This window comes from Streptococcus suis (assembly GCF_902702775.1).
GTDB classification, from domain to species: Bacteria; Bacillota; Bacilli; order Lactobacillales; family Streptococcaceae; genus Streptococcus; species Streptococcus hashimotonensis.
Genome location: NZ_LR738724.1, coordinates 1617080 through 1642698, shown reverse-complemented (window position 1 = coordinate 1642698; position 25619 = coordinate 1617080). Strand labels below are relative to the sequence as shown.

Annotated in this window: 28 protein-coding genes; 17 read left to right on the top strand and 11 right to left on the bottom strand. The window is 42.6% G+C overall.

Annotated features, from left to right (window positions below):
- The gene (locus GPW69_RS07985) at positions 1 to 645 is read right to left on the bottom strand and encodes a prepilin peptidase (RefSeq protein WP_002942854.1); all 645 of its coding nucleotides are present in this window, start codon (positions 643 to 645) and stop codon (positions 1 to 3) included.
- A 53-nt stretch (positions 646 to 698) separates the two neighbouring features.
- On the bottom strand, positions 699 to 1517 hold the full coding sequence (locus GPW69_RS07980) for a cation diffusion facilitator family transporter (RefSeq protein WP_074391749.1): 819 nt from the start codon (positions 1515 to 1517) through the stop codon (positions 699 to 701).
- A gap of 121 nt (positions 1518 to 1638) precedes the next feature.
- On the opposite strand from GPW69_RS07980, the gene GPW69_RS07975 reads away from it, so the two are divergent.
- Both GPW69_RS07975 and mnmM read left to right on the top strand, forming a co-directional pair.
- On the top strand, positions 1639 to 2157 hold the full coding sequence (locus tag GPW69_RS07975) for a TetR/AcrR family transcriptional regulator (RefSeq protein ID WP_074391750.1): 519 nt from the start codon (positions 1639 to 1641) through the stop codon (positions 2155 to 2157).
- Between the two features lie 9 nt (positions 2158 to 2166).
- The gene (gene mnmM, locus GPW69_RS07970; protein WP_074391751.1) at positions 2167 to 2721 is read left to right on the top strand and encodes a tRNA 5-(aminomethyl)-2-thiouridylate-methyltransferase MnmM; all 555 of its coding nucleotides are present in this window, start codon (positions 2167 to 2169) and stop codon (positions 2719 to 2721) included.
- Between the two features lie 15 nt (positions 2722 to 2736).
- On the opposite strand, the gene GPW69_RS07965 is transcribed toward mnmM, so the two are convergent.
- Positions 2737 to 3516, bottom strand: coding sequence for an ABC transporter ATP-binding protein (locus GPW69_RS07965; RefSeq protein ID WP_074391752.1), 780 nt, complete (start codon positions 3514 to 3516; stop codon positions 2737 to 2739).
- Positions 3517 to 3648: 132 nt separating this feature from the next.
- On the opposite strand from GPW69_RS07965, the gene GPW69_RS07960 reads away from it, so the two are divergent.
- The 3 genes from GPW69_RS07960 (at position 3649) to GPW69_RS07950 (ending at position 7062) form a co-directional block, all read left to right on the top strand.
- Positions 3649 to 4986, top strand: coding sequence for a hemolysin family protein (locus GPW69_RS07960; RefSeq protein WP_044762074.1), 1338 nt, complete (start codon positions 3649 to 3651; stop codon positions 4984 to 4986).
- 120 nt (positions 4987 to 5106) lie between these two features.
- Complete coding sequence (gene pflA / locus GPW69_RS07955; RefSeq protein ID WP_024401711.1) at positions 5107 to 5898, top strand: pyruvate formate-lyase-activating protein; 792 nt, start codon at positions 5107 to 5109, stop codon at positions 5896 to 5898.
- A 21-nt stretch (positions 5899 to 5919) separates the two neighbouring features.
- Positions 5920 to 7062, top strand: coding sequence for a glycoside hydrolase family 3 protein (locus tag GPW69_RS07950; protein ID WP_044761223.1), 1143 nt, complete (start codon positions 5920 to 5922; stop codon positions 7060 to 7062).
- A 40-nt stretch (positions 7063 to 7102) separates the two neighbouring features.
- Here GPW69_RS07950 and GPW69_RS07945 read toward each other — a convergent pair whose 3' ends face one another.
- Both GPW69_RS07945 and GPW69_RS07940 read right to left on the bottom strand, forming a co-directional pair.
- Entirely contained in the window at positions 7103 to 7945 is an 843-nt protein-coding gene (locus GPW69_RS07945) for a VOC family protein (RefSeq protein WP_044681204.1), read from the bottom strand.
- Positions 7946 to 7950: 5 nt separating this feature from the next.
- Positions 7951 to 8490 carry an NADPH-dependent FMN reductase gene (locus GPW69_RS07940; protein ID WP_029171500.1) on the bottom strand — a complete coding sequence of 180 codons (540 nt, stop codon included), beginning with the start codon at positions 8488 to 8490 and terminating at the stop codon, positions 7951 to 7953.
- Between the two features lie 205 nt (positions 8491 to 8695).
- On the opposite strand from GPW69_RS07940, the gene GPW69_RS07935 reads away from it, so the two are divergent.
- Entirely contained in the window at positions 8696 to 9043 is a 348-nt protein-coding gene (locus tag GPW69_RS07935) for a winged helix-turn-helix transcriptional regulator (RefSeq protein ID WP_029171501.1), read from the top strand.
- A gap of 24 nt (positions 9044 to 9067) precedes the next feature.
- Here GPW69_RS07935 and GPW69_RS07930 read toward each other — a convergent pair whose 3' ends face one another.
- Positions 9068 to 10765, bottom strand: coding sequence for a M3 family oligoendopeptidase (locus GPW69_RS07930; RefSeq protein WP_074391753.1), 1698 nt, complete (start codon positions 10763 to 10765; stop codon positions 9068 to 9070).
- Between the two features lie 137 nt (positions 10766 to 10902).
- Here GPW69_RS07930 and GPW69_RS07925 point away from each other — a divergent pair, with 137 nt between their 5' ends.
- From GPW69_RS07925 to nmlR, 3 genes are all read left to right on the top strand, one after another.
- Positions 10903 to 11838: a manganese-dependent inorganic pyrophosphatase gene (locus GPW69_RS07925; RefSeq protein WP_024387158.1), complete on the top strand. Its 936-nt coding sequence runs from the start codon at positions 10903 to 10905 to the stop codon at positions 11836 to 11838.
- A 42-nt stretch (positions 11839 to 11880) separates the two neighbouring features.
- Complete coding sequence (locus tag GPW69_RS07920; RefSeq protein ID WP_044673345.1) at positions 11881 to 12345, top strand: hypothetical protein; 465 nt, start codon at positions 11881 to 11883, stop codon at positions 12343 to 12345.
- 265 nt (positions 12346 to 12610) lie between these two features.
- Positions 12611 to 13021 carry a stress response transcriptional regulator NmlR gene (gene nmlR, locus GPW69_RS07915; RefSeq protein WP_044681103.1) on the top strand — a complete coding sequence of 137 codons (411 nt, stop codon included), beginning with the start codon at positions 12611 to 12613 and terminating at the stop codon, positions 13019 to 13021.
- A gap of 21 nt (positions 13022 to 13042) precedes the next feature.
- Here nmlR and GPW69_RS07910 read toward each other — a convergent pair whose 3' ends face one another.
- Complete coding sequence (locus GPW69_RS07910; RefSeq protein WP_044681101.1) at positions 13043 to 13357, bottom strand: DUF3270 domain-containing protein; 315 nt, start codon at positions 13355 to 13357, stop codon at positions 13043 to 13045.
- Positions 13358 to 13517: 160 nt separating this feature from the next.
- On the opposite strand from GPW69_RS07910, the gene GPW69_RS07905 reads away from it, so the two are divergent.
- Together GPW69_RS07905 and GPW69_RS07900 are read left to right on the top strand one after the other, a co-directional pair.
- Positions 13518 to 14447, top strand: a complete 930-nt coding sequence (locus GPW69_RS07905) for a peptidase U32 family protein (RefSeq protein ID WP_024384623.1) — start codon at positions 13518 to 13520, stop codon at positions 14445 to 14447.
- 186 nt (positions 14448 to 14633) lie between these two features.
- Positions 14634 to 15920 carry a peptidase U32 family protein gene (locus GPW69_RS07900; protein ID WP_014637579.1) on the top strand — a complete coding sequence of 429 codons (1287 nt, stop codon included), beginning with the start codon at positions 14634 to 14636 and terminating at the stop codon, positions 15918 to 15920.
- A gap of 20 nt (positions 15921 to 15940) precedes the next feature.
- Here the strand turns inward: GPW69_RS07900 and GPW69_RS07895 are convergent, their stop codons facing one another.
- Entirely contained in the window at positions 15941 to 16264 is a 324-nt protein-coding gene (locus GPW69_RS07895; RefSeq protein WP_024384625.1) for a hypothetical protein, read from the bottom strand.
- 91 nt (positions 16265 to 16355) lie between these two features.
- On the opposite strand from GPW69_RS07895, the gene GPW69_RS07890 reads away from it, so the two are divergent.
- The gene (locus tag GPW69_RS07890; protein WP_004194749.1) at positions 16356 to 16571 is read left to right on the top strand and encodes a YdbC family protein; all 216 of its coding nucleotides are present in this window, start codon (positions 16356 to 16358) and stop codon (positions 16569 to 16571) included.
- Between the two features lie 11 nt (positions 16572 to 16582).
- On the opposite strand, the gene GPW69_RS07885 is transcribed toward GPW69_RS07890, so the two are convergent.
- Complete coding sequence (locus GPW69_RS07885; protein ID WP_074391754.1) at positions 16583 to 17122, bottom strand: biotin transporter BioY; 540 nt, start codon at positions 17120 to 17122, stop codon at positions 16583 to 16585.
- A 204-nt stretch (positions 17123 to 17326) separates the two neighbouring features.
- On the opposite strand from GPW69_RS07885, the gene GPW69_RS07880 reads away from it, so the two are divergent.
- Positions 17327 to 18064, top strand: a complete 738-nt coding sequence (locus GPW69_RS07880) for a cyclase family protein (RefSeq protein WP_044681096.1) — start codon at positions 17327 to 17329, stop codon at positions 18062 to 18064.
- Positions 18065 to 18114: 50 nt separating this feature from the next.
- Here the strand turns inward: GPW69_RS07880 and gorA are convergent, their stop codons facing one another.
- The gene (gorA, locus tag GPW69_RS07875) at positions 18115 to 19464 is read right to left on the bottom strand and encodes a glutathione-disulfide reductase (RefSeq protein ID WP_044761224.1); all 1350 of its coding nucleotides are present in this window, start codon (positions 19462 to 19464) and stop codon (positions 18115 to 18117) included.
- A gap of 213 nt (positions 19465 to 19677) precedes the next feature.
- On the opposite strand from gorA, the gene GPW69_RS07870 reads away from it, so the two are divergent.
- The 4 genes from GPW69_RS07870 (at position 19678) to GPW69_RS07855 (ending at position 23952) form a co-directional block, all read left to right on the top strand.
- Positions 19678 to 20838, top strand: coding sequence for an efflux RND transporter periplasmic adaptor subunit (locus GPW69_RS07870; protein ID WP_044761225.1), 1161 nt, complete (start codon positions 19678 to 19680; stop codon positions 20836 to 20838).
- Positions 20819 to 21514 carry an ABC transporter ATP-binding protein gene (locus tag GPW69_RS07865; RefSeq protein WP_044681091.1) on the top strand — a complete coding sequence of 232 codons (696 nt, stop codon included), beginning with the start codon at positions 20819 to 20821 and terminating at the stop codon, positions 21512 to 21514. The genes GPW69_RS07870 and GPW69_RS07865 overlap by 20 nt, the downstream gene beginning before the upstream one ends.
- Positions 21515 to 22762 carry an ABC transporter permease gene (locus tag GPW69_RS07860; RefSeq protein ID WP_044681089.1) on the top strand — a complete coding sequence of 416 codons (1248 nt, stop codon included), beginning with the start codon at positions 21515 to 21517 and terminating at the stop codon, positions 22760 to 22762.
- A gap of 125 nt (positions 22763 to 22887) precedes the next feature.
- Positions 22888 to 23952, top strand: coding sequence for an LLM class flavin-dependent oxidoreductase (locus tag GPW69_RS07855; RefSeq protein ID WP_044681088.1), 1065 nt, complete (start codon positions 22888 to 22890; stop codon positions 23950 to 23952).
- A 161-nt stretch (positions 23953 to 24113) separates the two neighbouring features.
- On the opposite strand, the gene lysS is transcribed toward GPW69_RS07855, so the two are convergent.
- On the bottom strand, positions 24114 to 25604 hold the full coding sequence (lysS, locus tag GPW69_RS07850; protein ID WP_044681087.1) for a lysine--tRNA ligase: 1491 nt from the start codon (positions 25602 to 25604) through the stop codon (positions 24114 to 24116).
- Between the last annotated feature and the right edge of the window lie 15 nt (positions 25605 to 25619).

The window sequence follows — 25619 nt, the reverse complement described above, 5'->3', positions numbered from 1 at the left end:
TTAGATGCACAGAATGATAGGAATACTTGAAAGAAAAAGGAGTGGTACGTAGGGAATAGACTTGGGTTTGAAAATAGTGAAGACAAGAAGCCCTAGGAGGGAACTAATCTGGATAATCCAGAGGAGTTCTGTAAATCCACATATTAAGGCCAAACTTGCCAGATAGAGAAAGTCACCAGAACCAATACTGACTTGCCATTTTTCAGTCAGATAGGCCAAGAGTAAAAAGCCACAGAAAAGCCAGTTGAGCTGGGAGAGTACCAGAGCTATAAAAGTAAAAACGAGCCAGACAGCAAAAGGATATTCCTGATGCTTGATGTCGTAAATGGTTAAAACTAGCCCTGCTAAGCTGAGAATGGTTTCGGTTAGGTTTAGGACTTGAAAATGGCAGAGCAGGACGACTAGACCAGCTAAGACTTCTAGTCCCAGATACCAATAAGGTATCTTCGCCTTGCAGTAACGGCATTTGGATTTTGTCGAAAGCTGGGACAGGATGGGTATTAGGTCCCAGGCCTTGAGTCGTCGCTTGCAGGCATTGCAGTGACTGGAGGGGGAGATAATGGACTGTTCAGGGAAACGGTCGATGACCAATCCCAAGAAGGAGCCGATAGAAGCTCCAAGGAAAAATAGGATAATTGTCTTCATACCTATTTATTCGCAAATGGGTGAGGAAAATGTGAAGTTTTTTTAAAAATTTTTTACAAAATTTCGATGGTACTCTGGACAATACCAAAGGTAATGAGAGAATTTCGTATTTTTACTTTGGTCTTGTCTGCTACAGCAGGATTTGTCAGTTTGACCGTCACCGTCGCGCAATGTTCATATCCATCCATGGTCCAGACATTCAGTTGAGTGATTTCGTGAACATTTTCAATAGCCATGAGAATTCCTTTCACTTCTTCAAGATTTACTCCTTGCGGGCTTGTTTCAAGTAGAATCTTGACATTATTCCAGGCTTTTGGTAGGGCTTTGGAGAGGATGAAGATAGCAATACAGAGCGAGAGAAGTGGGTCTAGAAAGTACCAATCAGTAAATTGAAGAATGATGGAAACAAGGATGACCGCCAGCCAACCCATAATATCCTCTAAAAAGTGCAAGCTGAGAATGGATTCATTATGGCTATGGCCATTTTTTACAATACGGGAAGCAAGGAAATTGATGATGACAGCGATAATCCCAAGCACCAGCATCCCATCTTGATTGACAGGCTGGGGATGGAAGAGATTGGGAATGTTTTCCACAAGGATCAAGCTGGAGCCGATAATCAGAATACTAGAAGTCAAGAGAGCGGCCAAAATATTCCATCTCTTGTAGCCAAAGGGATAGACCTTGTCAGCAGGCTTGTTGGCATAGGTTTGCATGATGGCAGAGCTTCCGATGGCGAGGGCGTCACCCAAATCATGAACAGCATCTGCTAAGATAGCGCTGGAACCAAAGAGCCAGCCAAAGATAAACTCGATGATAGAAAAGCTGAGATTGAGGAGAAAAGCGATAAATGTATTTTTAGAAGATGACATGAGATTCCCTTTCTGTGTTATACTGTTTATAGGTTTATTATGCACTGTAATGGGCCGAAAAACTAGAAACAAGAGAAACGGTTTGTCTTTTTCTGAACAAATTGTTTGAAATGTACGAAAAATGGATAGACGAATTGCAAAAACAAAAAGAGCTATTTTTCAGGCTTTTTTGACCTTATTAAATGATAAGGGCTATGACGAGATGCGCGTGCAGGATGTCATTGACCTGGCAGATGTGGGACGTTCCACTTTCTATGCCCACTATGCCAGTAAGGAAGCCCTGTTGGAAGAGCTTTGTCATGACCTCTTTCATCATTTATTTACAGGTCGTGAAGATGCGGATGTGAAGACCTTGTTGGTTCATATTTTCAAACACTTTCGGACCAATCAAAATCGTGTTGCCAGCCTTTTGTTGTCCCGCAATGCCTATTTTCTAAGAGAACTGGAAGCGGAGTTGAAACACGACATTTTTCCAAAGGTGGCTGAAGATTACATGCAGGATAAGAGAAATCTTCCAGAGGATTTGCTGGTGCATTTTGTTGTGACGACTTTTGTGGAGACGGTCAGCTGGTGGCTCCAGCAACGCAAAAAGGTGGACGAAGCCACCTTGACCGATTATTATGTAAAATTATTAACTTAAGGAGAAAGAATGCTTAGACCTTTACACATGGCCCATGCCTTTTTAGATGAGATATTAACAGACCAGGACCTAGCGGTCGATGCGACGATGGGAAATGGTCATGACACGCTATTTTTAGCCCAACGAGCAGGAAAAGTGGTGGCCTTTGATATTCAGGAACAAGCCCTGGCCACAACGGCTGAAAAACTAGAAAAAGCTGGCTTGACCAATGCCCAATTGGTTTTGACAGGACACGAAAACCTAGATCAGTATGTGGAGGAATGCAAGGCAGCAATTTTCAATCTGGGCTATCTTCCTTCGGCGGATAAGTCAGTTATTACCCTGCCTGCAACCACCCTTCAAGCTATTGAAAAAGTTCTTGACCGTCTGGTGGTTGGTGGTCGCCTAGCCATCATGATTTATTATGGACATGAGGGTGGGGCGGTTGAGAAGGATGCAGTTTTAGACTTTATCAGCCAGTTAGACCAGACTGTCTTTACAGCCATGCTCTACAAACCACTCAACCAAGTCAATACCCCACCATTTTTGGTGATGGTGGAACGATTAAAATCCAGCTCAAACTAGGGCTGGATTTGTTTTTTATAATATCGGCTTAATGAACAATCTTCCCTCACCCAAGTCAATCAATTCCACCTGATTGCCATAAAAATCGCTGAGGAGTTCAGGTGTCAGGATGTCTTCTTTGGATCCCTGTGCCAAGACCTTCCCATCTTTGAGCAGGAGAACATGGGTGAAATTATCAGTGATTTCTTCGGCATGATGGGTGACGTAGATAATGGCAGGAGCCGTTGGGAGTTGGCAGATATGGTCGATGTGATGGAGCAGGCGTTCGCGAGCCAAAAGGTCTAAGCCCACAGTAGCCTCGTCCAAAATCAAAATAGCCGGCTCTTCCATCAAACTGCGGGCGATTAACAGGAGTTGGCGTTCACCTTGTGACAAACTAGCATAGGTCCGACCAATCAAGTGCTCAGCTTTGATTGTTTTGAGCATGTCTATGGCTTCATCCAATTCAGCTTGACCGTATTCACGGTAGAGGATGGAGGATTTGTACTTTCCAGTCAAGACAATCTGTTCAGCTGTCAAATCAATAGGAAAGCGTTCTGCAAGGAAAGAACCAACGACCCCAATCTTAGTGCGTAGGCTGGGAATATCTCCCTTGCCAAACTCCACTCCAAGAACCGTCAAGTCACCAGAGGTCTTCCAAAACTCAGCCATTAGAATACGAAGGAGGGTTGACTTTCCAGCTCCATTTAGCCCTAAAATAGCCCAACGCTCGCCTTTTCTAAATTCCCAGTTGATGTCTTTTAAAATAGTTTTACCTTGTCGTTTATAGTGGACATTCTTCATCGAAATAATCATAGTTGTTCTCCTATTCCTTTTGATTATTGTAACATAAACAGACATGAGGGACTATTTATAACAAGAAATATGTTAATTTTTAGAATTTGTGGTATAATGGAAATGTTATAAATTTTATTATAGGAGAACATCATGGAAGACCCTGGTAGTCAGACCATCTATTTACAACTGTTAATTTTATTCTTATTGACCCTGTTCAATGCCTTCTTTTCAGCCTCTGAAATGGCGCTTGTTTCTCTAAATCGTTCAAGAGTAGAACAAAAGGCCGCAGACGGTGAGAAGAAATATATTCGCTTGCTTCAAGTTTTAGAGAATCCTAACAATTTTCTATCAACCATTCAGGTCGGTATTACCTTCATCTCCATCCTTTCAGGTGCCAGCTTGGCTAATGATTTGGGAGCTGTATTTGCCAAATGGATGGGGAATTCAACAACAGCGCAAACCGCAGGATACTGGCTTGCACTGGCTATGTTGACTTTCGTTTCAATCGTTCTTGGTGAATTGTACCCTAAGCGGATTGCCATGAATATGAAGGAAAATCTGGCAGTAGTCACTGCACCTGTGATTATTTTCCTTGGAAAAATTGTGAGTCCGTTCGTGTGGTTATTATCAGCTGCAACGAATCTTATCAGCCGTATTACTCCTATGAATTTTGATGATGCGGATGAGCAGATGACACGGGATGAAATTGAATATATTTTGACAAAGAGTGAGAAAACCTTAGATGCCGAAGAAATCGAAATGCTTCAAGGTGTGTTCTCTTTAGATGAGCTGATGGCACGTGAAGTAATGGTTCCTCGTACGGATGCTTTCATGGTGGATATTGAGGATGATACAGCAACCATTATGGCAGCTATCCTCAAGCAGAATTTTTCACGTATCCCTGTTTATGATGGCGATAAGGACAATATCATTGGTCTGATTCATACCAAGAAAATCTTGTCAGAAGCTTTCAGTAATGGCTTTGACAATCTCAACATCCGCCGCATTATGCAGGAGCCTCTCTTCGTTCCAGAAACGATTTTCGTGGATGATTTGTTGACATCATTGAGAAATACCCAAAATCAAATGGCCATCTTGTTAGATGAGTATGGTGGAGTTGCAGGTCTCGTTACCTTGGAAGATTTGCTGGAAGAAATTGTCGGGGAAATCGATGATGAGACCGATAAGACTGAAATTTTTGTCCGAGAAATTGCTGACAACACCTATATCGTCCAAGGAAATATGACCTTAAATGACTTCAATGAGCATTTTGAGATGGAGTTGGAAAGTGATAACGTTGACACGATTGCTGGTTATTATCTGACAGGGGTCGGTACCATTCCGAGCCAAGACGAAAAGGTTTCCTTTGAAGTGGATAGTAAAGATCACCATCTAGTTCTTATTAACGATAAGGTAAAAAATGGTCGCGTAACAAAATTAAAACTCTTGATTACACCACTGGAGAAAGAAGAAGCTGATAAGGACTAGGGCAACCTAGTCTTTTAGCTTTCTTTTTACGGAAGATGATAGTTATGAAAGAAAGAAAGTAAATGATAGAAGCGTTTTCATTTTTGTGATATACTAGTCTTATAAAATGATGAGGATGAGATGATGACAGAAATTGATTATCGTAAAGTGACAGGTTTGGTTCATTCAACAGAGAGTTTTGGTTCGGTTGATGGCCCAGGGGTACGTTTTGTAGTCTTTATGCAGGGCTGTCACATGCGTTGCCAGTATTGCCATAACCCAGATACTTGGGATCTGGTCAATCCAGCAGCGACTGAGAGAACGGCAGAAGATGTCTTGAATGAAGCCCTGCGTTTTCGTATGTTTTGGGGAAAAGAAGGGGGTATTACCGTTTCAGGTGGTGAAGCAACCATCCAGATTGATTTTTTAATTGCTCTGTTTACCCTTGCAAAAGAAAAAGGGATTCACACTACTTTGGATACCTGTGCGTTGACTTTCCGTAAGACAGAACGCTACTTGGAAAAATATAGTCAGCTTATGGAAGTAACAGACTTGGTGCTCCTTGATATTAAGGAAATGAATCCTGAGCAACATCGCATTGTGACAGGTCATAGTAACAAGACTATTTTAGAATGTGCTCAATATCTATCAGACATTGGTAAGCCTGTTTGGATTCGTCATGTCCTGGTACCGAATTTGACTGACCGAGATGAGGACTTGATTGAACTTGGTAAGTTTGTTAAAACATTAAAAAATGTCGAACGTTTTGAGGTGTTACCTTATCACAATCTTGGTGAATTTAAGTGGCGTGAGTTGGGCAGACCCTATCCACTAGAGGGGACTAAGCCCCCAACGAAGGCTCGAGTGGAAAATGCAAAGGCATTGATGGAGACAGAAACCTATCAGGAGTACTTGAATAGAATTAAGGGATAATAGTGAAGAGGTCGGAGATTGATGCGGAAAAGATTTAATGTGTTAGGGACAAGTATCACTTGTCTCTTGTTTATTGGGCTTATGCTAGGCTTGTTCTTTTTGGGAGATCGAATACAAAAGGAGCAAACCAAAGTTGCAACGACATCATCTAGCCAAGAAATATCTGCTAGGGACAAAGTGATTGCAAATTATCTAGATCAAATGACCTTAGAAGAAAAGGTCGGACAGATGATTTTTGCTCGGATGCCATCTGCAGGACAAACTGAGGCATTGGAAACCTATCATTTTGGGGGCTATATCTTATTTGCAAGTGATTTTGAAGGTAAGACACTGGAGCAAGTTAAAGAAGAGATTGCTTCTTATCAATCACTTTCAAAAGTGCCGCTATTAATGGCTTCAGATGAGGAAGGTGGGACGGTAACGAGGATTAGTCAACTTCTGGAAACACCTTTTGCATCACCCTTGGAACTGTACCAAGCTGGCGGCATTGAGGAAATTTTGTCGGATGCCAAGCAGAAGACCAGTCTTTTAAAGGAAGAGGGAATCTATGCAGGATTCTTCCCAGTTGCGGATTTGTCCACCGATCCATCATCTTTTATCTACGATAGGACTATTGGACAGGATGCGAAAACCACTTCAGACTATATTGGTCAATTGGTTTCATTGTTGAAAGAGGAACAATTTGCTTCGACCTTGAAGCATTTCCCGGGTTATGGGGATAATGCGGATTCGCATACGGATTTGGTCTATGACAATCGTAGTTTAGAAGAATTGCGTGCCAATGATTTTCTTCCATTTAAGGCTGGGATTGAGGCGGGTGCAGACTCTATCATGGTTAGCCACAATATCGTACCTGCCATTGATAATGTCCCATCATCCATTTCACCTGAAATCAATAAAATTCTTCGGAATGAGCTTGGTTTTGAGGGTGTCATTATGACGGATGATTTTGATATGCAAGGCTTGGTCCAATTTGTAGATCAAGATACAGGTGCCTTGCAGACCATTCAAGCTGGGACAGATATGATATTGTCTTCAAGTTATGCCAGTCAAATTCCTTATATTATCGAACAAGTAAAAGCTGGAACTATTACAGAGGAACGGATTGACCAATCCGTCAAACGGATTTTGGGAATGAAATATGATCTAGGTTTGATCAAATAAACAAAGAAAGGGAGTGCTCAGGCATTTCCCTTTCTTATTTCTATTCTAAGATAAGTTTGGTTTTGATACCATCCACATCGACAAAGGCTGCGCTATTGTCTAGTCTTTGAAGATTTAGGTTTGCGGCAATGGCACGATTCAAGGTTGCTTCAAAAGCTTCTGGATTGGAATAAATGACCGTATAGTAGGCAAGTCCTGGCATGCCTTCTTTTCTGGTTTTCAGATTTTTTCCTCCCCATTCATTGACAGCTAGGTGGTGATGGTAGTCGCCAGAAGCTAACCAGGATGCAGATGGGACGGAGAATTTATCCTCGATAGCTAGGACCTCTTGGTAAAATCGGCTAGAAGCTACGCTTTCTCGGACCGATAGATGGACATGGCCCATGCGACTGCCAGCTGGCATCTGATAGGCTGCGTCAGCTTTTTTCCCTAAAGCATAGATCGTTTCAGCATCCATAGGCTCAGTAATGCCGACGATGCGGCCATCTGGGCGGACATCCCAAGTGTCTTGAGGCAGGTCGCGGTAAACTTCGATGCCATTGCCTTCGGTGTCGGCTAGGTAAATGGCTTCGCTGTAACCGTGGTCGCTGGCACCTTGGAGGGGAATCTTATTGTCGATAAAGTGGCGGAAAATGCTACCAAGGTCTTCACGGCTTGGTAGGACAATGGCCAAGTGGTAGAGGCCGTAGCTGTGGCTGACTTCGCCGTTCTGCTCTGTTTGAATCAGGCGGACAAGGGTGTTTTTTCCAACACCAAGGTCAATCTGCTTTGAGCTTTGGGAGAGAACTTGGAGCCCCAAGACTTGTTGGTAAAACAGGCTTTGGAGTTCTAAATCGCGGACGTTGAGGGCGACATGGCCCAGTTCAAATTGGGAATTGTACATAGGCATTAAGCTTCCAACAATGCTTGAGCTTGGGTCTGCAAACCGGCAATGGCTTCCTCTGACAAGACCAATTCTCCAGTTCCCCATGCTTCTGGGTTGACAGTTGTACCTGTAAATTCACCTACGACTTGCATACGAACAAATGGTAATAGAGCTTGGTAGCTAGCGAACATTTGGTCATGTCCAGCATTGGCAACAGATGATACGGTAACGATTTTGTCTTGAAGGGCAGATGGACCACGTGTATCTGACAAGTCAAGGGCACGGCTGAGCCAGTCAATCAAGTTTTTCACAGTACCTGGGATAGCAAAGTTGTAAACGGGTGAGAAAATCCAGATGGCATCTGCTGCCATAATGGCATCGCGTGCAGCTTGGACTGTTGGCAAGACAGGTGTCTCAAGGTCTTGGTTCATCAATGGGACATCTTTGTAATCAAGGTAGCTTACAGTAGCTTGACCTTCTAAAATGCTTTCTGCTTGTTTAGCCATTTGGTGGTTAAATGAACCTTCACGCAATGAACCGACGATAAATAAGATGTTCTTCATTTGTTTTTCTTCCTTCTTTGTAAAGATTTTTTTGAAAGTTGAGATAAGAGACATATATCCTCCTCTTAAGAAAATTCTTTCCTACTTTCGTAGTTTATGGTATGATTGTAGCAAATACAGTTCAAAATACAAGTACGATTTTTTTGAATAGTCACTATCTTTTTCTAAAGTAATGTGGCGATTCAAGGAAAAAAGGAGGAGTTTGATGCCTGATTATCATACAAAAAATGTTTATGCCTGTCCTTACTTGGCAACGCAGACAGTCTTGTCAGGGAAATGGAATATTTTGCTATTGCATCATATTGAGGACGGACCGATTCGATTTAATGAATTGCATCGGCGGTTAGAAGGGATTTCCCAAGCAACCTTGACTAAGCAGTTGCGTCAATTAGAAGAAGACGGCTTGATTATGCGTAAGGTTTACGCCCAAGTTCCACCAAAAGTGGAGTATGAATTAAGCGAGATTGGTCAAGAATTTAAATTGGTTCTGGAGCAAATCGAAACCTTTGGGGAAAAATACATCAACTTTGTCAAATCAAAAAAATCTGAATGAGTTGTTCATTCAGATTTTTGTGTTTTATAGTTCGTCATCCTTAACTGCATTTAACCATTCGGCCGCAGCTTTGGCGGTGCTTTCGAGGGCACCTTCTTTGAACGGTGATTGGAGGTTTGCGGCTTCAACCACTTGCAAGAAGGACTTGGTACCACCCAAATCACAGATGCGGATGTAGTCTTCCCAAGCCTTTTCATCGTGATCTACCTGCGTACGTTTCCAGAATTGAAGGGCACAAACTTGGGCCAAGGTGTAGTCAATGTAGTAGAATGGGCTAGCAAAGATATGACCTTGACGGTACCAGAAGATACCGCGGTTGAGGGCTTCTGACTCGGAATAGTCACGGTCTGGCAAGTAGAGATCTTGGAGTTTTTTCCAAGTTGCCTTGCGTTCTGCTGGTGTCATTTCTGGATGTTCATAGACTTCGTGCTGGAAGTGGTCCACCAAGACACCGTAAGGCAAGAAGAGTAGGGCGCTTGCCAAGTGGGTGAATTTATACTTATCTACTTGTTCCTTGAAGAAACGGTCCATCCACGGCCAAGTCATAAATTCCATAGACATGGAGTGGATTTCACAGGTTTCATAGGTTGGCCAGACAACTTCTGGACTTTGAATCCAACGGGAACGATAGACTTGGAAGGCGTGACCTGCTTCGTGGGTCAAAACATCAATATCACCGCTGGTTCCGTTGAAGTTAGAGAAGATAAATGGGCTCTTGAAGTCAGGGATATAGGTACAGTAGCCACCGCTGTTTTTTCCTGGTTTTGCGACCAAATCCAAGAGTTCATGCTCAATCATGAAATCAAAGAACTCGCCCGTTTCAGCGGATAATTCGCGGTACATGTCTTGGGCTTGGCTGACGATAAAGTCAGGGTCACCTTGAGGAATAGCATTTCCATCCAAGTACTCAAGGTTGAGGTCGTAGTGCTTGAGGCTTGGAACTTGCAAGCGTTTGGCTTGGCGTTGACGCAAATCTTGCACAATCGGTACGATGTGCTTGAGGATTTCTTCACGGTAGACCTTGACCATGTCACGATTGTAGTCGAAACGGTTCATCTTGAGGTAGCCGTATTCCACATAGTCCTTGAAGCCAAGTTTGTGGGCGATTTCTGTGCGGACTTTTACTAATTCATCATAAACACGGTCAAAATCAGCTTCCTTGCTTTCAAAGAAGGCAGTTGTGGCAGCAGATGCAGCCTTGCGGACCTCGCGGTCAGTTGATTGACCGAATGGCCCCATTTGTGCCAGGTTGTAAGTCTGACCTTGGAAATCAATCTCTGCACCAGCAATCAGTTTACTGTACTCATCGGTCAATTCATTTTCCTTTTGGAACAAGGGAATCACATCAGATGAGAAGGTCTTGAGCTTGTTTTCTGCCTGCATGAAGAAGGTTTGAGGCAAGATGTCTGACAGTTCTTCCTTGTACGGCGTCTGGACAATGACACGGTAGTAGTTGGTGGTCAATTCTTCAAAAAGTGGCGAATATTCATTCCAAAACTTGGTTTCTTCATTGTAGAACTCATCGTTCATGTCGATAGTATGGCGGATCATCCAGAGGTTGTACTGGGTATCGACCAAGTTGAGTAATTTGGTAACGGCTGCCACTAGTGTACGAGTTGTTTCCAAGTCACTTTCCTGAGCCAACTGGTCTGTCAGGTCAGAAAATTGAGCCTTGATAGCTTCATAATCTGGACGAACATAGGTATAGTCTGAAAATTTCATATGGTTCTCCTTTTGTATTGCTACCTTCTATCTTACTCTTTTTGAAAACGTTTGGCAAATCCCGACCCGTCCATGTTCACAAGTCTTTCTATTTATGGTAAAATGTAGGAGATTATTAGAAAAATGAGGTTGTAGACATGTCTAAATTTTTAGTTTTTGGTCACCAAAATCCTGATACAGATGCCATTGCATCATCATACGGTTGGGCTCACTTGGAGCGTGAAGTGTTTGGTCGTGATGCGGAAGCAGTTGCACTTGGAACGCCAAATGAAGAAACAGCGTTTGCACTTGACTATTTCGGTGTTACTGCACCGCGCGTGGTTGAGTCTGCTAAGGCAGAAGGCGTTAGCCAAGTCATCTTGACAGACCACAATGAATTCCAACAATCAATCGCAGACATCAAAGATGTAGAAGTGGCAGCTGTTATTGACCACCACCGTGTCGCAAACTTTGAAACGGCAAATCCATTATACATGCGTTTGGAGCCAGTAGGTTCAGCATCTTCAATCGTTTACCGTGCCTTCAAAGAAAATGGAGTAACACCTCCAAAAGAAGTGGCTGGTCTCCTCCTATCAGGTTTGATTTCAGATACACTCTTGCTCAAATCGCCAACTACTCATGCAACAGATCCACAAGTAGCAGCTGAATTGGCTGAAATTGCTGGTGTGAACTTGGAAGAATACGGCTTGGCACTCTTGAAAGCAGGAACCAACCTTGCCAGCAAGTCAGCAGAAGAATTGATTGACATCGATGCAAAAACCTTTGGTTTGAACGGAAATGACGTGCGTGTAGCCCAAGTCAACACAGTGGACATTGCAGAAGTCTTGGAACGCCAAGCAGAAATCGAAGCAGCTATGACAGCGGCATCAGCAGCAAATGGTTACTCTGACTTTGTTTTGATGATTACAGACATCGTTAACTCAAACTCTGAAATCCTTGCGCTCGGTAGCAACATGGACAAGGTAGAAGCAGCCTTCAACTTCAAGTTGGAAAATAACCACGCCTTCCTTGCAGGTGCCGTTTCACGTAAGAAACAAGTGGTGCCACAGTTGACAGAAGCGTTTAATGCGTAAATACCTAGCACCTTCGGGTGCTTTTTTACTAAAGGAGAAACGATGTCCTACACAGTTAATTTCAAAGAAGTCGAAACGACGGGCTTGGAAACCAGCCCAGTCGCAGAAGTCTTGGCCGGTCTGCGTGCCAATGAAGCCCGCTATTTCTGGAACAAATATAAGCAGGAGTTCGTGGTCTTTACGCCGGAAGAAAAGCCTGAAATCCTGCCCTTCATCGAGAAGGTCTTGGCAGAGCGGGACATGGTTTTTCCTTATACTCCACTCAATGTCGCTCAGCTTGAGGTAGACGGTATTCTTTGGTCATTTGTTTTTTATGACAATGGTCTGGCTGTCAATGTCCTCTATACGCTAGAAGAAGGAGGCAAACGAGCGGTCGGTTTCAAATTGTCAGATGGCATTGATATTCCCAAAGAATTTGAAGGCAAATTCAAGTTTGCCCGCCAACGCTCCAAACTAGCAGGCGAAATTCGTGGCACCTTCTTTGTGGTCAAGGGAGAATATTTGTAAGCAAGAATCTGGGATTTCCCAGATTTTTTAAAAATGGCTTGACTTGGAGTGGACTTCAAGGTGTATAATAAGCGAAATATCGTCATTTAGTTTATCTTTTATTACGTCGTTAACTCACCTTGCCTAACTCCAGTTATGCCTGTGGCTTTTGAAGCGAACGTGGTTCGCACTATCTCCAGCCTTCAAAGGTTCTCCAAACCTTTGAAGCGAGTACTAAAAGTAAACTAAAAGACTATAATAAGCGAAATATAGAAGGGATCTTGGAATGAATATCAAAGAAGTTAGTCAAGTGACGGGTCTATCAGCCGATACCATTCGCTACTATGAACGGATAGGACTTATTCCCAAAATTGCAAGAAAATCTTCTGGAGTAAGAGATTTTGTGGAAAATGATGTAGCCATTTTAGAATTTATCCGCTGTTTTAGGAGTGCTGGTATGTCTATTGAGCGCTTGATTGAGTACATGGGCTTGGTGCAGGCTGGAGATAGTACAGTGGAAGCTCGGATCGATTTACTAAAAGAAGAGCAGGAAGAATTGCGGTCACGCTTGTCGGAAATTCAGCAAGCTCTAGATCGTTTAGATTATAAAATAGAGAATTACCAGACTACATTAAGAGGTGCAGAGAATCAATTGTTTACAGACGGCAGTAGTTCATTCAAAAAAGGCAGAGGATAACTTCTCTGCCTTTATAATTCATTATTCATTTTTTCTTATAACTTGTTTGGGTTTAAATTTCTTCTTTAGCCCAATTTGAACCAAACGTAGTCCAAGAAAACCCGTCGCACTTGCCAATATGATGGCAATAAAAACAGGAATGCCTATGGATAGATAGACATAACTAGCGATGACTGTTATCAAACTAAAAAATGCGATATTAACAAAAAACAACAATTCCTTTAGACGTTCTTTATTGGTATTTTTTGCCTGATAGGTTTGAAAATTAGCCTTTTTCTCTTTCGGGATATACTCTTCGTACTGGTACTCATGGGACTGATAGTGTCTTAATGCCATATCGTCTCCTTTTCTGCTCCTTAAAGAATACCATAACATTGCTGAATTTTTATGTCATTTATATTACAATAATGTTACAAGAGAAAGATTAGAAAAGTCTGAACATTAAAATACAGGTAGTCACTTATCAGATATTTCTCTTTTTGATATAATTATCTTTATGGAAAAAATTATCATTACAGCAACAGCTGAAAGTATTGAGCAGGTCAAAGAACTGCTTGCAGCAGGAGTTGACCGTATTTATGTTGGGGAAGAGGACCATGCCCTTCGCATCCCAACAAATTTTACCTATGATGAACTCAGGGAAATAGCAGAGCTAGTTCATAGCGCAGGGAAGGAATTGACGGTCGCTGCTAATGCCCTCATGCACCAAGATATGATGGACAATATCAAACCGTTTATGGAGCTAATGAGGGAAATCAAGGTTGATTATCTGGTTGTCGGAGATACTGGAATTTTCTATATCAATAAACGTGATGGCTACAATTTCAAGCTAATCTATGATACATCTGTCTTTGTGACTTCCAGCCGTCAGATTAACTTTTGGAAAGATCATGGAGCAGTAGAGGCTGTTTTGGCAAGAGAGATTCCATCAGAAGAACTCTTTGATATTGCTAAGAACTTGGAAATGCCAGCGGAAATCTTGGTCTACGGCGCCTCTGTTATTCACCATTCTAAACGAACCTTGTTACAGAATTACTACAATTTTACAAAGGCTGATGAGACAGATTTGTCACGTGGACGCGGACTTTTCTTAGCAGAGCCGAGCGACCCAGATAGCCACTATTCTATCTTCGAGGACAAGCATGGTACCCATATCTTTATCAACAATGACATTGATATGATGACCAAGCTGTCAGAATTAGATGAACATGGTTATCATAATTGGAAACTGGATGGCATCTATTGCCCTGGTCAGAACTTTGTTGAAATTGTTAAGCTTTTTGTTCAAGCAAGAGATTTGATTGAAAAAGGCGAATTCACTTATGATCAGGCCTTCCTTTTGGATGAACAGGTGCGCAAGCTCCACCCCGCAGAGCGTGGCTTGGATACAGGCTTCTACGAATTTGATCGTAATAAAGTCAAATAAGTTTCAGTTTAATCATATATTTATTATTTTACTTACTCTATCCTGGCAGAGTTAGCTCTGTCACTTACTATGTAAGGTCAGAGCACGAAAACGCCTTTGGGCGATTTTCTAGACTCTGCACTAGGTTTCCACATGAAAAAGTATCGTTTTCACGTGGAAACCGTCGCAAATAGAAAGAAGTTTATTATGTCAAAAACATTAAAGCGTCCCGAGGTCTTGTCACCTGCTGGGACTTTGGAGAAATTGAAGGTAGCCATTGATTATGGTGCTGATGCTGTCTTTGTCGGTGGCCAGGCCTACGGTCTGCGTAGCCGTGCAGGGAACTTTACCATGGATGAGATGCGGGAAGGGATCGAATATGCCCATGCCCGTGGTGCCAAGGTCTATGTAGCTGCCAACATGGTCACCCACGAAGGCAATGAAGAAGGAGCGGGAGCCTGGTTCCGTGAACTACGAGACATGGGCTTGGATGCGGTTATCGTTTCCGACCCAGCCCTTATCGTTATCTGTGCAACCGAAGCACCAGGTCTTGAAATCCACCTGTCAACCCAGGCATCATCTACCAACTACGAAACCTTTGAGTTTTGGAAGGAATTGGGCTTGACCCGTGTCGTTTTAGCCCGAGAAGTGACCATGGAAGAGGTGGCTGAAATCCGTAAACGGACAGACGTTGAGATTGAAGCCTTTGTTCACGGAGCCATGTGTATCTCCTACTCAGGTCGCTGCGTCCTCTCCAACCACATGAGCAAACGCGATGCCAATCGCGGTGGTTGCTCCCAGTCTTGCCGCTGGAAGTACAACCTCTACGACCTACCTTTTGGCGAAGAACGCCGTTCGATTAAGGGGGAAATACCAGAGGAGTTCTCCATGTCTGCGGTGGATATGTGTATGATCGACCATATTCCAGACATGATTGAAAATGGGGTCGATAGCCTGAAAATTGAAGGCCGTATGAAATCCGTCCACTACGTATCAACCGTAACAAACTGCTACAAGGCTGCGGTAGATGCTTATCTTGAAAGCCCAGAAAAGTTTGAAGCGATCAAACAAGACCTGATTGATGAGATGTGGAAGGTTGCCCAACGCGAATTGGCAACAGGTTTCTACTACAGCCCACCGAGCGAAAACGAACAGCTCTTCGGTGCCCGCCGTAAAATTCCAGAATACAAATTCATCGCCGAAGTAGTGGCCTTTGACAAGGAAACCATGACTGCAACCATTCGTCAGCGTAATGTTATCAACGAAGGCGACCAAGTAGAGTTTTACGGACCAGGTTTCCGTCATTTTGAAACGACTATTCAGGACTTGCATGATTCAAATGGAGAAAAGATTGACCGTGCCAACAAGCCGATGGAACTCTTAACTATTAAGCTGGACCGTGAAATCTATCCTGGCGACATGATCCGTGCCTGCAAATCAGGCCTCATCAACCTCTACCAAGAAGATGGGCAATCCCTAACTATTCGTGCATAAACAAACAAAAGGCTGAAATTTCAGCCTTTTGTTTGTTGTTGAGAAGTCTTGATGCTATCTGGAACCAAGGTAACTTTTTTGATGTCCTCGATTTTTATAATGCTGGTAACCTGACGTTTGAAATTTTTCATGATAATCCGTTGGCGATTGGTATCATATTTCACAATGTCACCTGTGAAACTACGATCACCATAGATGACATGGACTGCAGCTTTTTTATATAAAGCCAGCTCCAAGTTATTCTTGATTTCTTCCTTGCTATCTGGCTCAATAGACTTAGGAGCTTTGCCATGTTCTAAAAAGACGGTGATCTGCTCGAAAATAACTTCTAAAAACCTCTTCATGGCATAATCCTTTCAAACTTGATATAATTATATTATCTAATTTTTATAAAAATGACAAGCTTTTTCGAATAGATAAGCGAGGAGGTAACAAATGGCAGAATTTACATTTGAAATTGAAGAAAAATTATTGGTCTTATCTGAAAATGATAAAGGATGGACCAAGGAGCTTAATCGAGTATCTTTTAATGGCGCACCAGCCAAGTATGACATCCGTACCTGGAGTCCTGACCATACCAAGATGGGGAAAGGGATCACTCTTAGCAATGAGGAATTTCAAGTTTTACTCGATGCGTTTGCTAATAAATAAATGAAAGAAGCCTAAGCAAAATAGGCTTCTTTTTTGATAACAGGTTGCAATAAGCGATGACAAATCATGACTAGTGTAATTTTAGCTAAATCAGGAAGAATGAAAGGCAGAACAGTCCATCCGATAGTGTCAGTCCAACTGGCACCTGAAACTAGCTTAAATACAAAACAGCCGAGAAGGAAACAGATACTTGTTCCAAGTAGGCAGGCTAGAAAAATTGTAATTGGTGAGGAGTCTGATTTAGTGAGGGCAGAAGTGATGATAGTGTAGAGTAGAAACCCCCATAGAAAGCCAGATGTCGGTCCTGTGAGTGCAGCAAAGCCACTAGAAAAACCGGAAAAAACAGGTAAACCGATAGCGCCAAGAACTAGATATAAGCTGACACTTGTAATTGCCTCCTTGGGTTTGTATAGACAAGCTACTAAGCCGATAGCCAGGGTTTGTAATGTAAATGGTACAGGTCCAATAGACAGACTGATTTGTGAAAGGGTGGAAATTAAGGCTGTTCCAATAGCGATATAAACAAGTGATTTGATAGAAGTTGTTTTCATTTGTTATCCTCTTAAAATTTTATGGTTAACAAAAATTATAGTGAGATTGGATAAGAAAGTCAATGCTCTTTCATCGGCTGTAACAACTCCATAGGTGATTTTTATAACAACTAATAAGAAACTTATATAGTAAAAAACAACAAATTATATGTAAAACAACCTATACCTATGCTAGAATAATAAAAAAAGAAAGTGAGGATTTCTATGACAGAATTACTTGATATTTACCGTACTCTTAAATCTAAAACTTGGGTAGACTTGACTCACCAAATCAATGAAAAGAGCCCGCATTTCCCTGCGCTACCAGCTCTCGAAAAGAAAGCCCTATTTACTCATAAGGATGGCTTCTTTGTCGAACAATTTACGGTTGTGGGGCAGTATGGAACCCATATTGATCCTCCGATTCATTTTGTAGAAGGAGCTCGTTATCTTGATGAGATTGATTTGAAAGATTTACTCCTGCCACTCTACGTTATTGATAAATCAGCTGCTGTTATAGAAAATAATGACTATGAGATAACTAAGCAGGATATTTTAGACTTTGAGGTTGAATATGGCCCGATAGCGCCAGAATCTTTTGTTGCCTTTCGTTCGGATTGGTCAAAGCGCTGGCCCAGTCAAGATGCCATTCGTAATCTAGACGAAGATGGAGTTCAACGTACACCAGGATGGAGTCATGAAGCTCTAGAATATTTGATTGAAGAACGTCAGGTGAAAGCAGTTGGTCATGAAACATTGGATACCGATTCAGGAGTATCTGCAGCCAAACACGGAGGAAGTTTACCAGAAGAATACTATCTCCTATCAAAAGATATTTATCAGTTGGAAGTATTGGCAAACTTGGATCAGGTACCACCAACAGGCGCATTGATTTCAATCGCTTTTCCTCATTGGGAGAAGGCTTCGGGTTCACCAGTGCGAGCAATTGCTATATTACCATAAGAAAAAGTCCAGACAGTGCTGACCTTCATGTCTGGACTTTTTCAATTGAGTTAACGCATAGTAACAAATTCTTCAGAACCTGTCGGATGGATGGCGACAACGGCATCAAATTCTTCTTTTGTAGCTCCCATTTTGATAGCAACTGAGAATCCTTGAATCATTTCATCGACACCATAGCCAATGCCGTGCAGACCAACGACTTTTTCATTTTCTCCTACGGTTACTAATTTAAACTTGGCCATTTGGCGGTTGTTTTCTAGGGCAGTGTACATAGAAGTAAAGGCTGAAGTATAGACTTTTACATTGTCCTGACCGTATTGGGCAATCGCTTCGTCCTCAGTTAGACCAACTGTTCCGATAGCGGGGTGAGAAAAGACGACAGTTGGGATGGTTGTGTAATCCATTTTTGCGGTTGGTTTATTGTTAAATAAACGTTCTGCCAAAAGGCGACCTGCCTTGATTGCAACGGGTGTTAATTCTTTTTCACCAGTCACATCACCGAGGGCATAGATACCTGGTACAGCTGTTTCTTGGTATTCATTGACAGAAATATGTCCTGAAGAAGTAAGTTGAACACTAGTTGCTTCTAGGTTGAGTTTGTCAATATTTGGTTTACGTCCAATTGCCCAAAGGACCTTCTGAGCAATATGGTTACTACCGTCAGCAAAGTTAATCTGGATTTGTCCATCATCAGTTTTTTCAAGACTGACAGGAGTTTTCCCGGTATGGAGTGGAAGATTGGTACGTTGCATTTCTTCCATCAAGGCATCAACAATGTAGGTATCAAAGCTACGAAGAGGGCGATTGCCACGAACATAGAGGTCAGTTTGGACACCGAGTCCATGTAGGAGACCGGCCATTTCCACAGCGATATAACCAGCACCAATCACAGCCACAGAAGAAGGTAATTCTTCCCATGCAAAGACATCGTCAGATACAATCCCTAGCTCACTACCAGGAATAGCAGGGACTGCCGGTTTGGCGCCAGTTGCGATGACAATGTGTTTTGCACGAATCAGCTCACCATTGACTTCAACCGTTTGATTGTCCACAAAACGTGCGAAACCCTGGATAACTTCTACTCCGTTATTGTTAAAAGTATTACCGTAGGATGCGCGTGAACGCTCAATATAGGCTTCGCGATTTTTACGCAAGGTGGCAAAATCAAAGGTCACTTCTTGGCTAGTAAATCCATATTCAGGTCCATAATGCTGGATGGCTTCTGCTACCTGAGAACCGTACCACATAATTTTTTTGGGTACACAGCCAAGGTTAACACAGGTCCCTCCTAGATAGCTTCCCTCAATAACTGCTGCCTTGGCACCGTACATAGCGGCTCGGTTCATGGTAGCAATGCCTCCGCTTCCGCCTCCGATAGCGATAATATCAAACACTTTCATAAATTTCCTCCAATAAAATCAGTAACTATATTCATTGTAACGTTTTTTTGTGTGTCAATCAAAAATCCGCTACGTTACCTTACAAAAATGTAAGTGGGAAAATTGCCGAACTTTTTATAAAATAGTTAGGAAAAAACTTGCATTTGTTCTTGTATTTGTGTATTATATAGACAACACAAAATAAGTATGTTTTATAAAGAAAAGGAGTTTGTTATGTTAAAGACAAAGAAAGCGAAAATTGCTTTGTTTGGCGGCCTTGGAGTAGTCGCAGTTGCCCTAGTAGGTGGGGCCTTGATTTTTAGCAATATGCTAACGTCGTCACCATCTTCAGAAGAAGTAGCCATGAGTATGACCTATACTGTTGCTAAAGAGGGCTCGATTGCTTCCTCAACGCTACTTACAGGAACGATTACAGCAGCAGATGAGCAGTATGTTTACTATGATCCTTCTAAGGGAGATTTGAGTGAGGTTCTAGTTGCTCCAGGTACTCAGGTCGAAGTAGGCACCCCTTTGATTCGCTATGATGCTACAGAGTTGCAGTCTGCTTTGGATACTGCTGTTCGTGGTCGTGATAAGATTGGTCGCCAAATTGAAGACTTAAGAACCAATGGTCAAACTGTTCAAACAACTGGTGATGCAGAAACAGATGCTGCCGCAACTGCTACTGCACAACGTTCAGTAGATATGCAGTTGGCAGACTTGAATGATTCATACGCAGATGCTCAAGCTGCGGTCGATAAAGCCTATGCAGCCTTAACTGAAGCGACAGTAACTAGCACCGTTGCTGGTACAGTTGTTGAAGTGAATAAGGCTGTCTCTAAGAACTCTACATCTAGCCAGACAGTTGTACATATTGTAAACCAAGGTAGTTTGCAAGTAACAGGTAGTTTGACAGAATACGATTTGGCTAATATTGCAGTGGATCAAGAGGTCAAGCTGACTAGCAAGGTGTATCCTGATAAGACTTGGACAGGGAAAATTACCTATATTTCAAACTACCCATCTAGTGATCAAGCTGGTGCCGCAGTTACAACAGGAACTGGTGGTTCAGGTGCTAAATATCCATTTAAGGCAGCTCTAACTAGTGAATTAGGTGAGTTGAAGCAAGGATTTTCTGTAAATATTGAGGTTGTCAATACAAGTAAAAACATTTTAATTCCGGTGTCCGCAGTTGTGCCAGAAGAAGATAAAAACTATGTGTGGACCCTGGTTGATGGAAAAGCTAAGAAAGTGGAAGTCACTCTCGGAAACGCAGATGCTTTGAACCAGGAAGTGACTGCTGGCGTAGCAGTAGGTGATAAGGTTATTACCATTCCAACTCCGGATCTCGAAGATGGCAAAGAGGTTGAAGCCAATGAAGAACCAGCTTATTAGATTAACGAATATCAATAAATCCTACAAAAATGGTGATCAAGAGCTCCGAGTTCTAAAGGATATTGATTTAGAGGTGGAAGAGGGAGAATTTCTTGCTATTATGGGACCTTCTGGTTCAGGTAAATCAACCCTTATGAACATCATCGGGCTTTTAGATCGTTCCAGTTCAGGAAACTATTGGTTAGAAGGTGAAGAGGTCAGTCAACTTTCTGAGAAAAAATTAGCTCAGGTTCGGAATGACCAAATCGGTTTCGTTTTCCAACAATTTTTCCTATTATCGAAACTCAATGCCCTTCAAAATGTAGAATTACCCTTGATTTATGCTGGAGTTCCATCAAGCAAACGTAAGGAACTAGCTCAACAATATCTTGAAAAAGTTGAGTTGGCAGAGCGGATGATGCATTTACCATCGGAATTGTCTGGTGGTCAAAAACAACGGGTGGCTATTGCGCGTGCACTAGTCAATACTCCGGCTATTATTTTAGCGGATGAACCTACAGGTGCCCTAGATACCAAGACAGGCGAGCAGATTATGCAACTTCTGACGGAGTTGAATAATGAAGGAAAGACCATTATCATGGTTACACATGAGCCTGAGATTGCTGCTTACGCAAAACGAAAAATCGTCCTACGTGATGGAGTGATTACCGAAGATAGTCGAAGGGAGGGAGTTTAGATGGAAAATTGGAAATTCGCCCTCAAATCTATTATGGCTCATAAAATGAGGTCTCTTCTTACGATGTTAGGTATCATAATCGGTGTGGCTGCAGTTGTCATTATTGTTGCCATGGGTACAGGGATGTCCAAGAGCATAGAAAAGTCTCTAGCTGGCGATCAAAATAATGTTCAAGTTTACTTTACTGCCTTCTCCAGCTCAAGCACAGCCTTCGGTCCATTTGGAACAGTATCGACGGAAGAGCCAATCTTAGAAGAAGAGCCAGATTTGACGGATTCTACTTTAAAAGGATTGCTAGAGATTGATGGTGTATCGAGCTATTATTCCAGTATCAGTAACATGGCTGAAGTCAGTTCAGGCAATAAAAAAGCAGAGAATGTCACCATTACTGGTGTCAGTCAGAATTACTTTGCTGTGAAAGAATATGAAATTTTAGCTGGTCGTCAATTTACAGCTAACGATTATAGTCGTTTTTCACGTATGATTATGCTAGATACGGCACTAGCTGAGAAGTTGTTTGGTTCTATAGAGGACTCTCTCAATCAGACGATTAGTGTCAATAGCAATGCTTATCTCGTAATAGGAGTTTACAAAGATCCAAAAGCAGGGACAGCTATTTATGGAATGAATTCAGGCGGAAATGCCGTCATGACTAATACGCAGCTGGCTGCTGAAACAGGTATGAAAGAGAATTCTCAAATCTATGTCCATGTTGAAGATGTTACTCGGGCAACAGAAGTTGGTCAGGCCGCTGCAGATTACTTGACTAAAGCGACTGGATTGAAAGAAGCGAGATATGAGATTTATGATATGTCAGCCATGTTGGAGGAGTTTAAATCTCAAATGTCTGGTGTTACCTTGTTTATCGGTGCTGTCGCAGGTATCTCCTTGCTAGTTGGTGGTATCGGTGTCATGAATATCATGCTGGTATCAGTAACCGAGCGGACTCGTGAAATCGGCCTTCGAAAAGCGCTTGGAGCAACCCGAGGCAATATCTTGATGCAATTCTTGATAGAAGCCATGGTCTTGACCACTCTTGGTGGAGCAATCGGTCTCGCAATCGCCCAAACAATAGTCTTCTTGCTCAATGTGAGCAAGGCGATGGGAGAAAGAATAACTGCTGAAGTTTCAATTCCAGTTGTTCTGGGAAGTCTGGCTTTCTCAGCGGTAGTTGGTATTGTATTTGGTGTACTACCTGCTAACAAAGCATCTAAGCTTGATCCAATTGAAGCTTTGCGCTATGAATAATCTATTGAAACGATTAGGTTTTCCTAGTCGTTTTATTTTTTGAACAAATCAATTGACTATATCACTAATTAGAGATAAAATAAACGCATCAATTAAGAAATAGTGATTTCAAAGGAGAATACATCATGGTAGAATTAGGTATTTCAACATTTGGCGAAACAACTCCACTAGAAAAAACAGGGGAAACTTACAGCCACGACGAGCGGATCCGTCAGCTAGTCAAAGAAATCGAACTAGCAGATGCGGTGGGGCTTGATGTTTATGGGATTGGGGAGCATCACCGAGAAGATTTTGCGGTTTCTGCACCTGAGATTGTGCTGGCAGCTGGTGCCGTCAATACCAAGCATATCAAGCTAACATCAGCAGTTTCAATCCTTTCCTCCATGGACCCTGTAAGGATCTATCAGCAGTACACAACCATTGATGCTTTGTCAAATGGCAGAGCGGAAATCATGGCGGGTCGTGGTTCCTTTACGGAATCATTCCCTTTGTTTGGCTATGATCTCCATGACTATGAAGAACTCTTCGATGAAAAGCTAGATATGCTTCTGGAAATTGACAAGGAAACCAATCTCAAGTGGGATGGGCATTTTACCCAGTCGGTCGATAATAAGCCAGTCTATCCACGTCCTGTTCAGGAAGATTTTCCCATTTGGGTGGCAACTGGGGGTAATGTAGAATCCACCATCAAGATTGCTAAGAAAGGCCTGTCTATTGTGTATGCAGTCATTGGTGCAGGTGCCCATCGCTTTAAACCTTTAGTCGATGCTTATCGCAAGGTTGCCCGCAACTCAGGTCATGATCCAAAGAAGACGAAAGTTGCAGCTCATTCTTGGGGTTGGATTGCAGACGACCATGACAAGGCTGTGGAAGAATACTATCATCCAACCAAAGTAATTACGGACAATATTGCCAAAGACCGCCCACATTGGAGCGAGATGACCAAGGCGCAATATCTCTACTCCCTGACTGACGAAGGGGCAACCATCGTCGGAGATCCAAAACGAGTCGCTGAAAAAATTATTAAGACAATTGAAACACTTGACTTGGACCGTTTCTTCCTCCATCTCCCAATCGGCTCTATGCCACATGAAGATGTCCTCCGTGCTATCGAACTCTACGGAACAGAAGTCGCGCCAATTGTCCGAGAATATTTTGCAAAAAAAGAAGAGAATCAGTCCCAAGACTGATGAGAGAGTTGATAGGAAGAGCTATACTATAGTCAATCCTAAATATTTTTCATAATCTCCTGAAAAGCTTGGTCAGTTGGCCAGGCTTTTTTGCGTACAAAAATACTCTTGGAATTTCCAAGAGTATGTTCAGTAGCAGTGGTGAAAAAGTTTGTTGTCACCTATTTCATTGTAGGGAACAACAACACATCCCGAATGGTAGTGGTGTCTGTCAAGAGCATGCAGAGGCGGTCGATACCGATTCCGAGGCCACCTGTTGGTGGCATACCGTATTCGAGGGCTTCGATGTAGTCGTAGTCAACGCCTGTAGCTTCGTCGTCACCGAGTTCTTTAGCCTTAGCTTGGGCTTCGAAGCGTTCTAATTGGTCGATTGGATCGTTCAATTCTGTAAAGGCGTTTCCATATTCCTTGGTCATGATGAAGAGCTCGAAGCGGTCTGTGAAGCGTGGGTCTTCATCGTTTTTCTTAGCCAGTGGAGATACGGCTACTGGGTGACCATAGACAAAGGTTGGTTGGATAAGAGTTGCTTCAACGTATTCTTCAAAGAAGCTGTTGATGATTTGACCAACTTCTGTATGGTGTTTTTCCACAGGGACCTTATGCTCAGCTGCAAGGGCTTTTGCTTGCTCGAAGCTCATCTCTTGCCAGAAGTCCACGCCAGTTTGTTCCTTAATAGCGTCAACCATATGGATACGCTTGAATGGCTCATGGATAGCAATTTCAGTGCCCTGATAAGTCACAGGACCATCACCGACAACTGCCTTGGCAGTGTGCTGAATAATGCCTTCTGTCAAGTCCATGATGTCCAAGTAATCCGCATAGGCTTGGTAAACCTCAATGGAAGTGAACTCAGGGTTGTGAGTCGCATCCATACCTTCGTTACGGAAGATACGGCCGATTTCATAAACGCGTTCCATACCGCCGACAATCAGGCGTTTGAGGTGGAGTTCTGTCGCGATACGAAGGACCATGTCAATGTTTTGGGCATTGTGGTGGGTAATGAATGGACGAGCCGCAGCACCACCAGCTTCGTTGTGAAGGACAGGTGTTTCCACTTCCAAGAAACCAAGTCCGTCAAGGTAACGGCGGATTTCTGAGATAATTTTTGAGCGGGTCACAAAGCGGTCAAAGCTCTCGCGGTTAGTAATCAAGTCCAAATAACGTTTGCGGTAGCGGGTCTCGATGTCTGTCAAACCGTGGAATTTTTCTGGCAATGGGCGGAGCGATTTAGAAAGGTGAGTCAACTTGCGAGCATGGATAGACAACTCACCAACGTTTGTCTTGAAGACATCTCCCTCGACACCGATAAAGTCACCAAGGTCTGCTTTTTTGAAGATTTCATAATTTTCTTCGCCAACATCATCCTTACGAACGTAGATCTGAATCTGGCCTTCGCGGTCTTGAATGTGAGCAAAACCTGCCTTACCCTTACCACGCTTGGTCATAATACGACCTGCAACGATTGCTGTTTGACCTAATTCTTCCAAGTCTTCTTTTGATTTGTCTTCGTACTGGGCCTTCAATTCAGCTGAGTTGGCAGAACGCTCAAAACGTTTTCCAAATGGGTCAATGCCCTGTTCAGCAAGAGCCGTCATTTTCTCACGACGGACAATCTGTTGGTCATTTAATTCTTCAAAATGTTCAGTTGACATAAAAATTTTATTCCT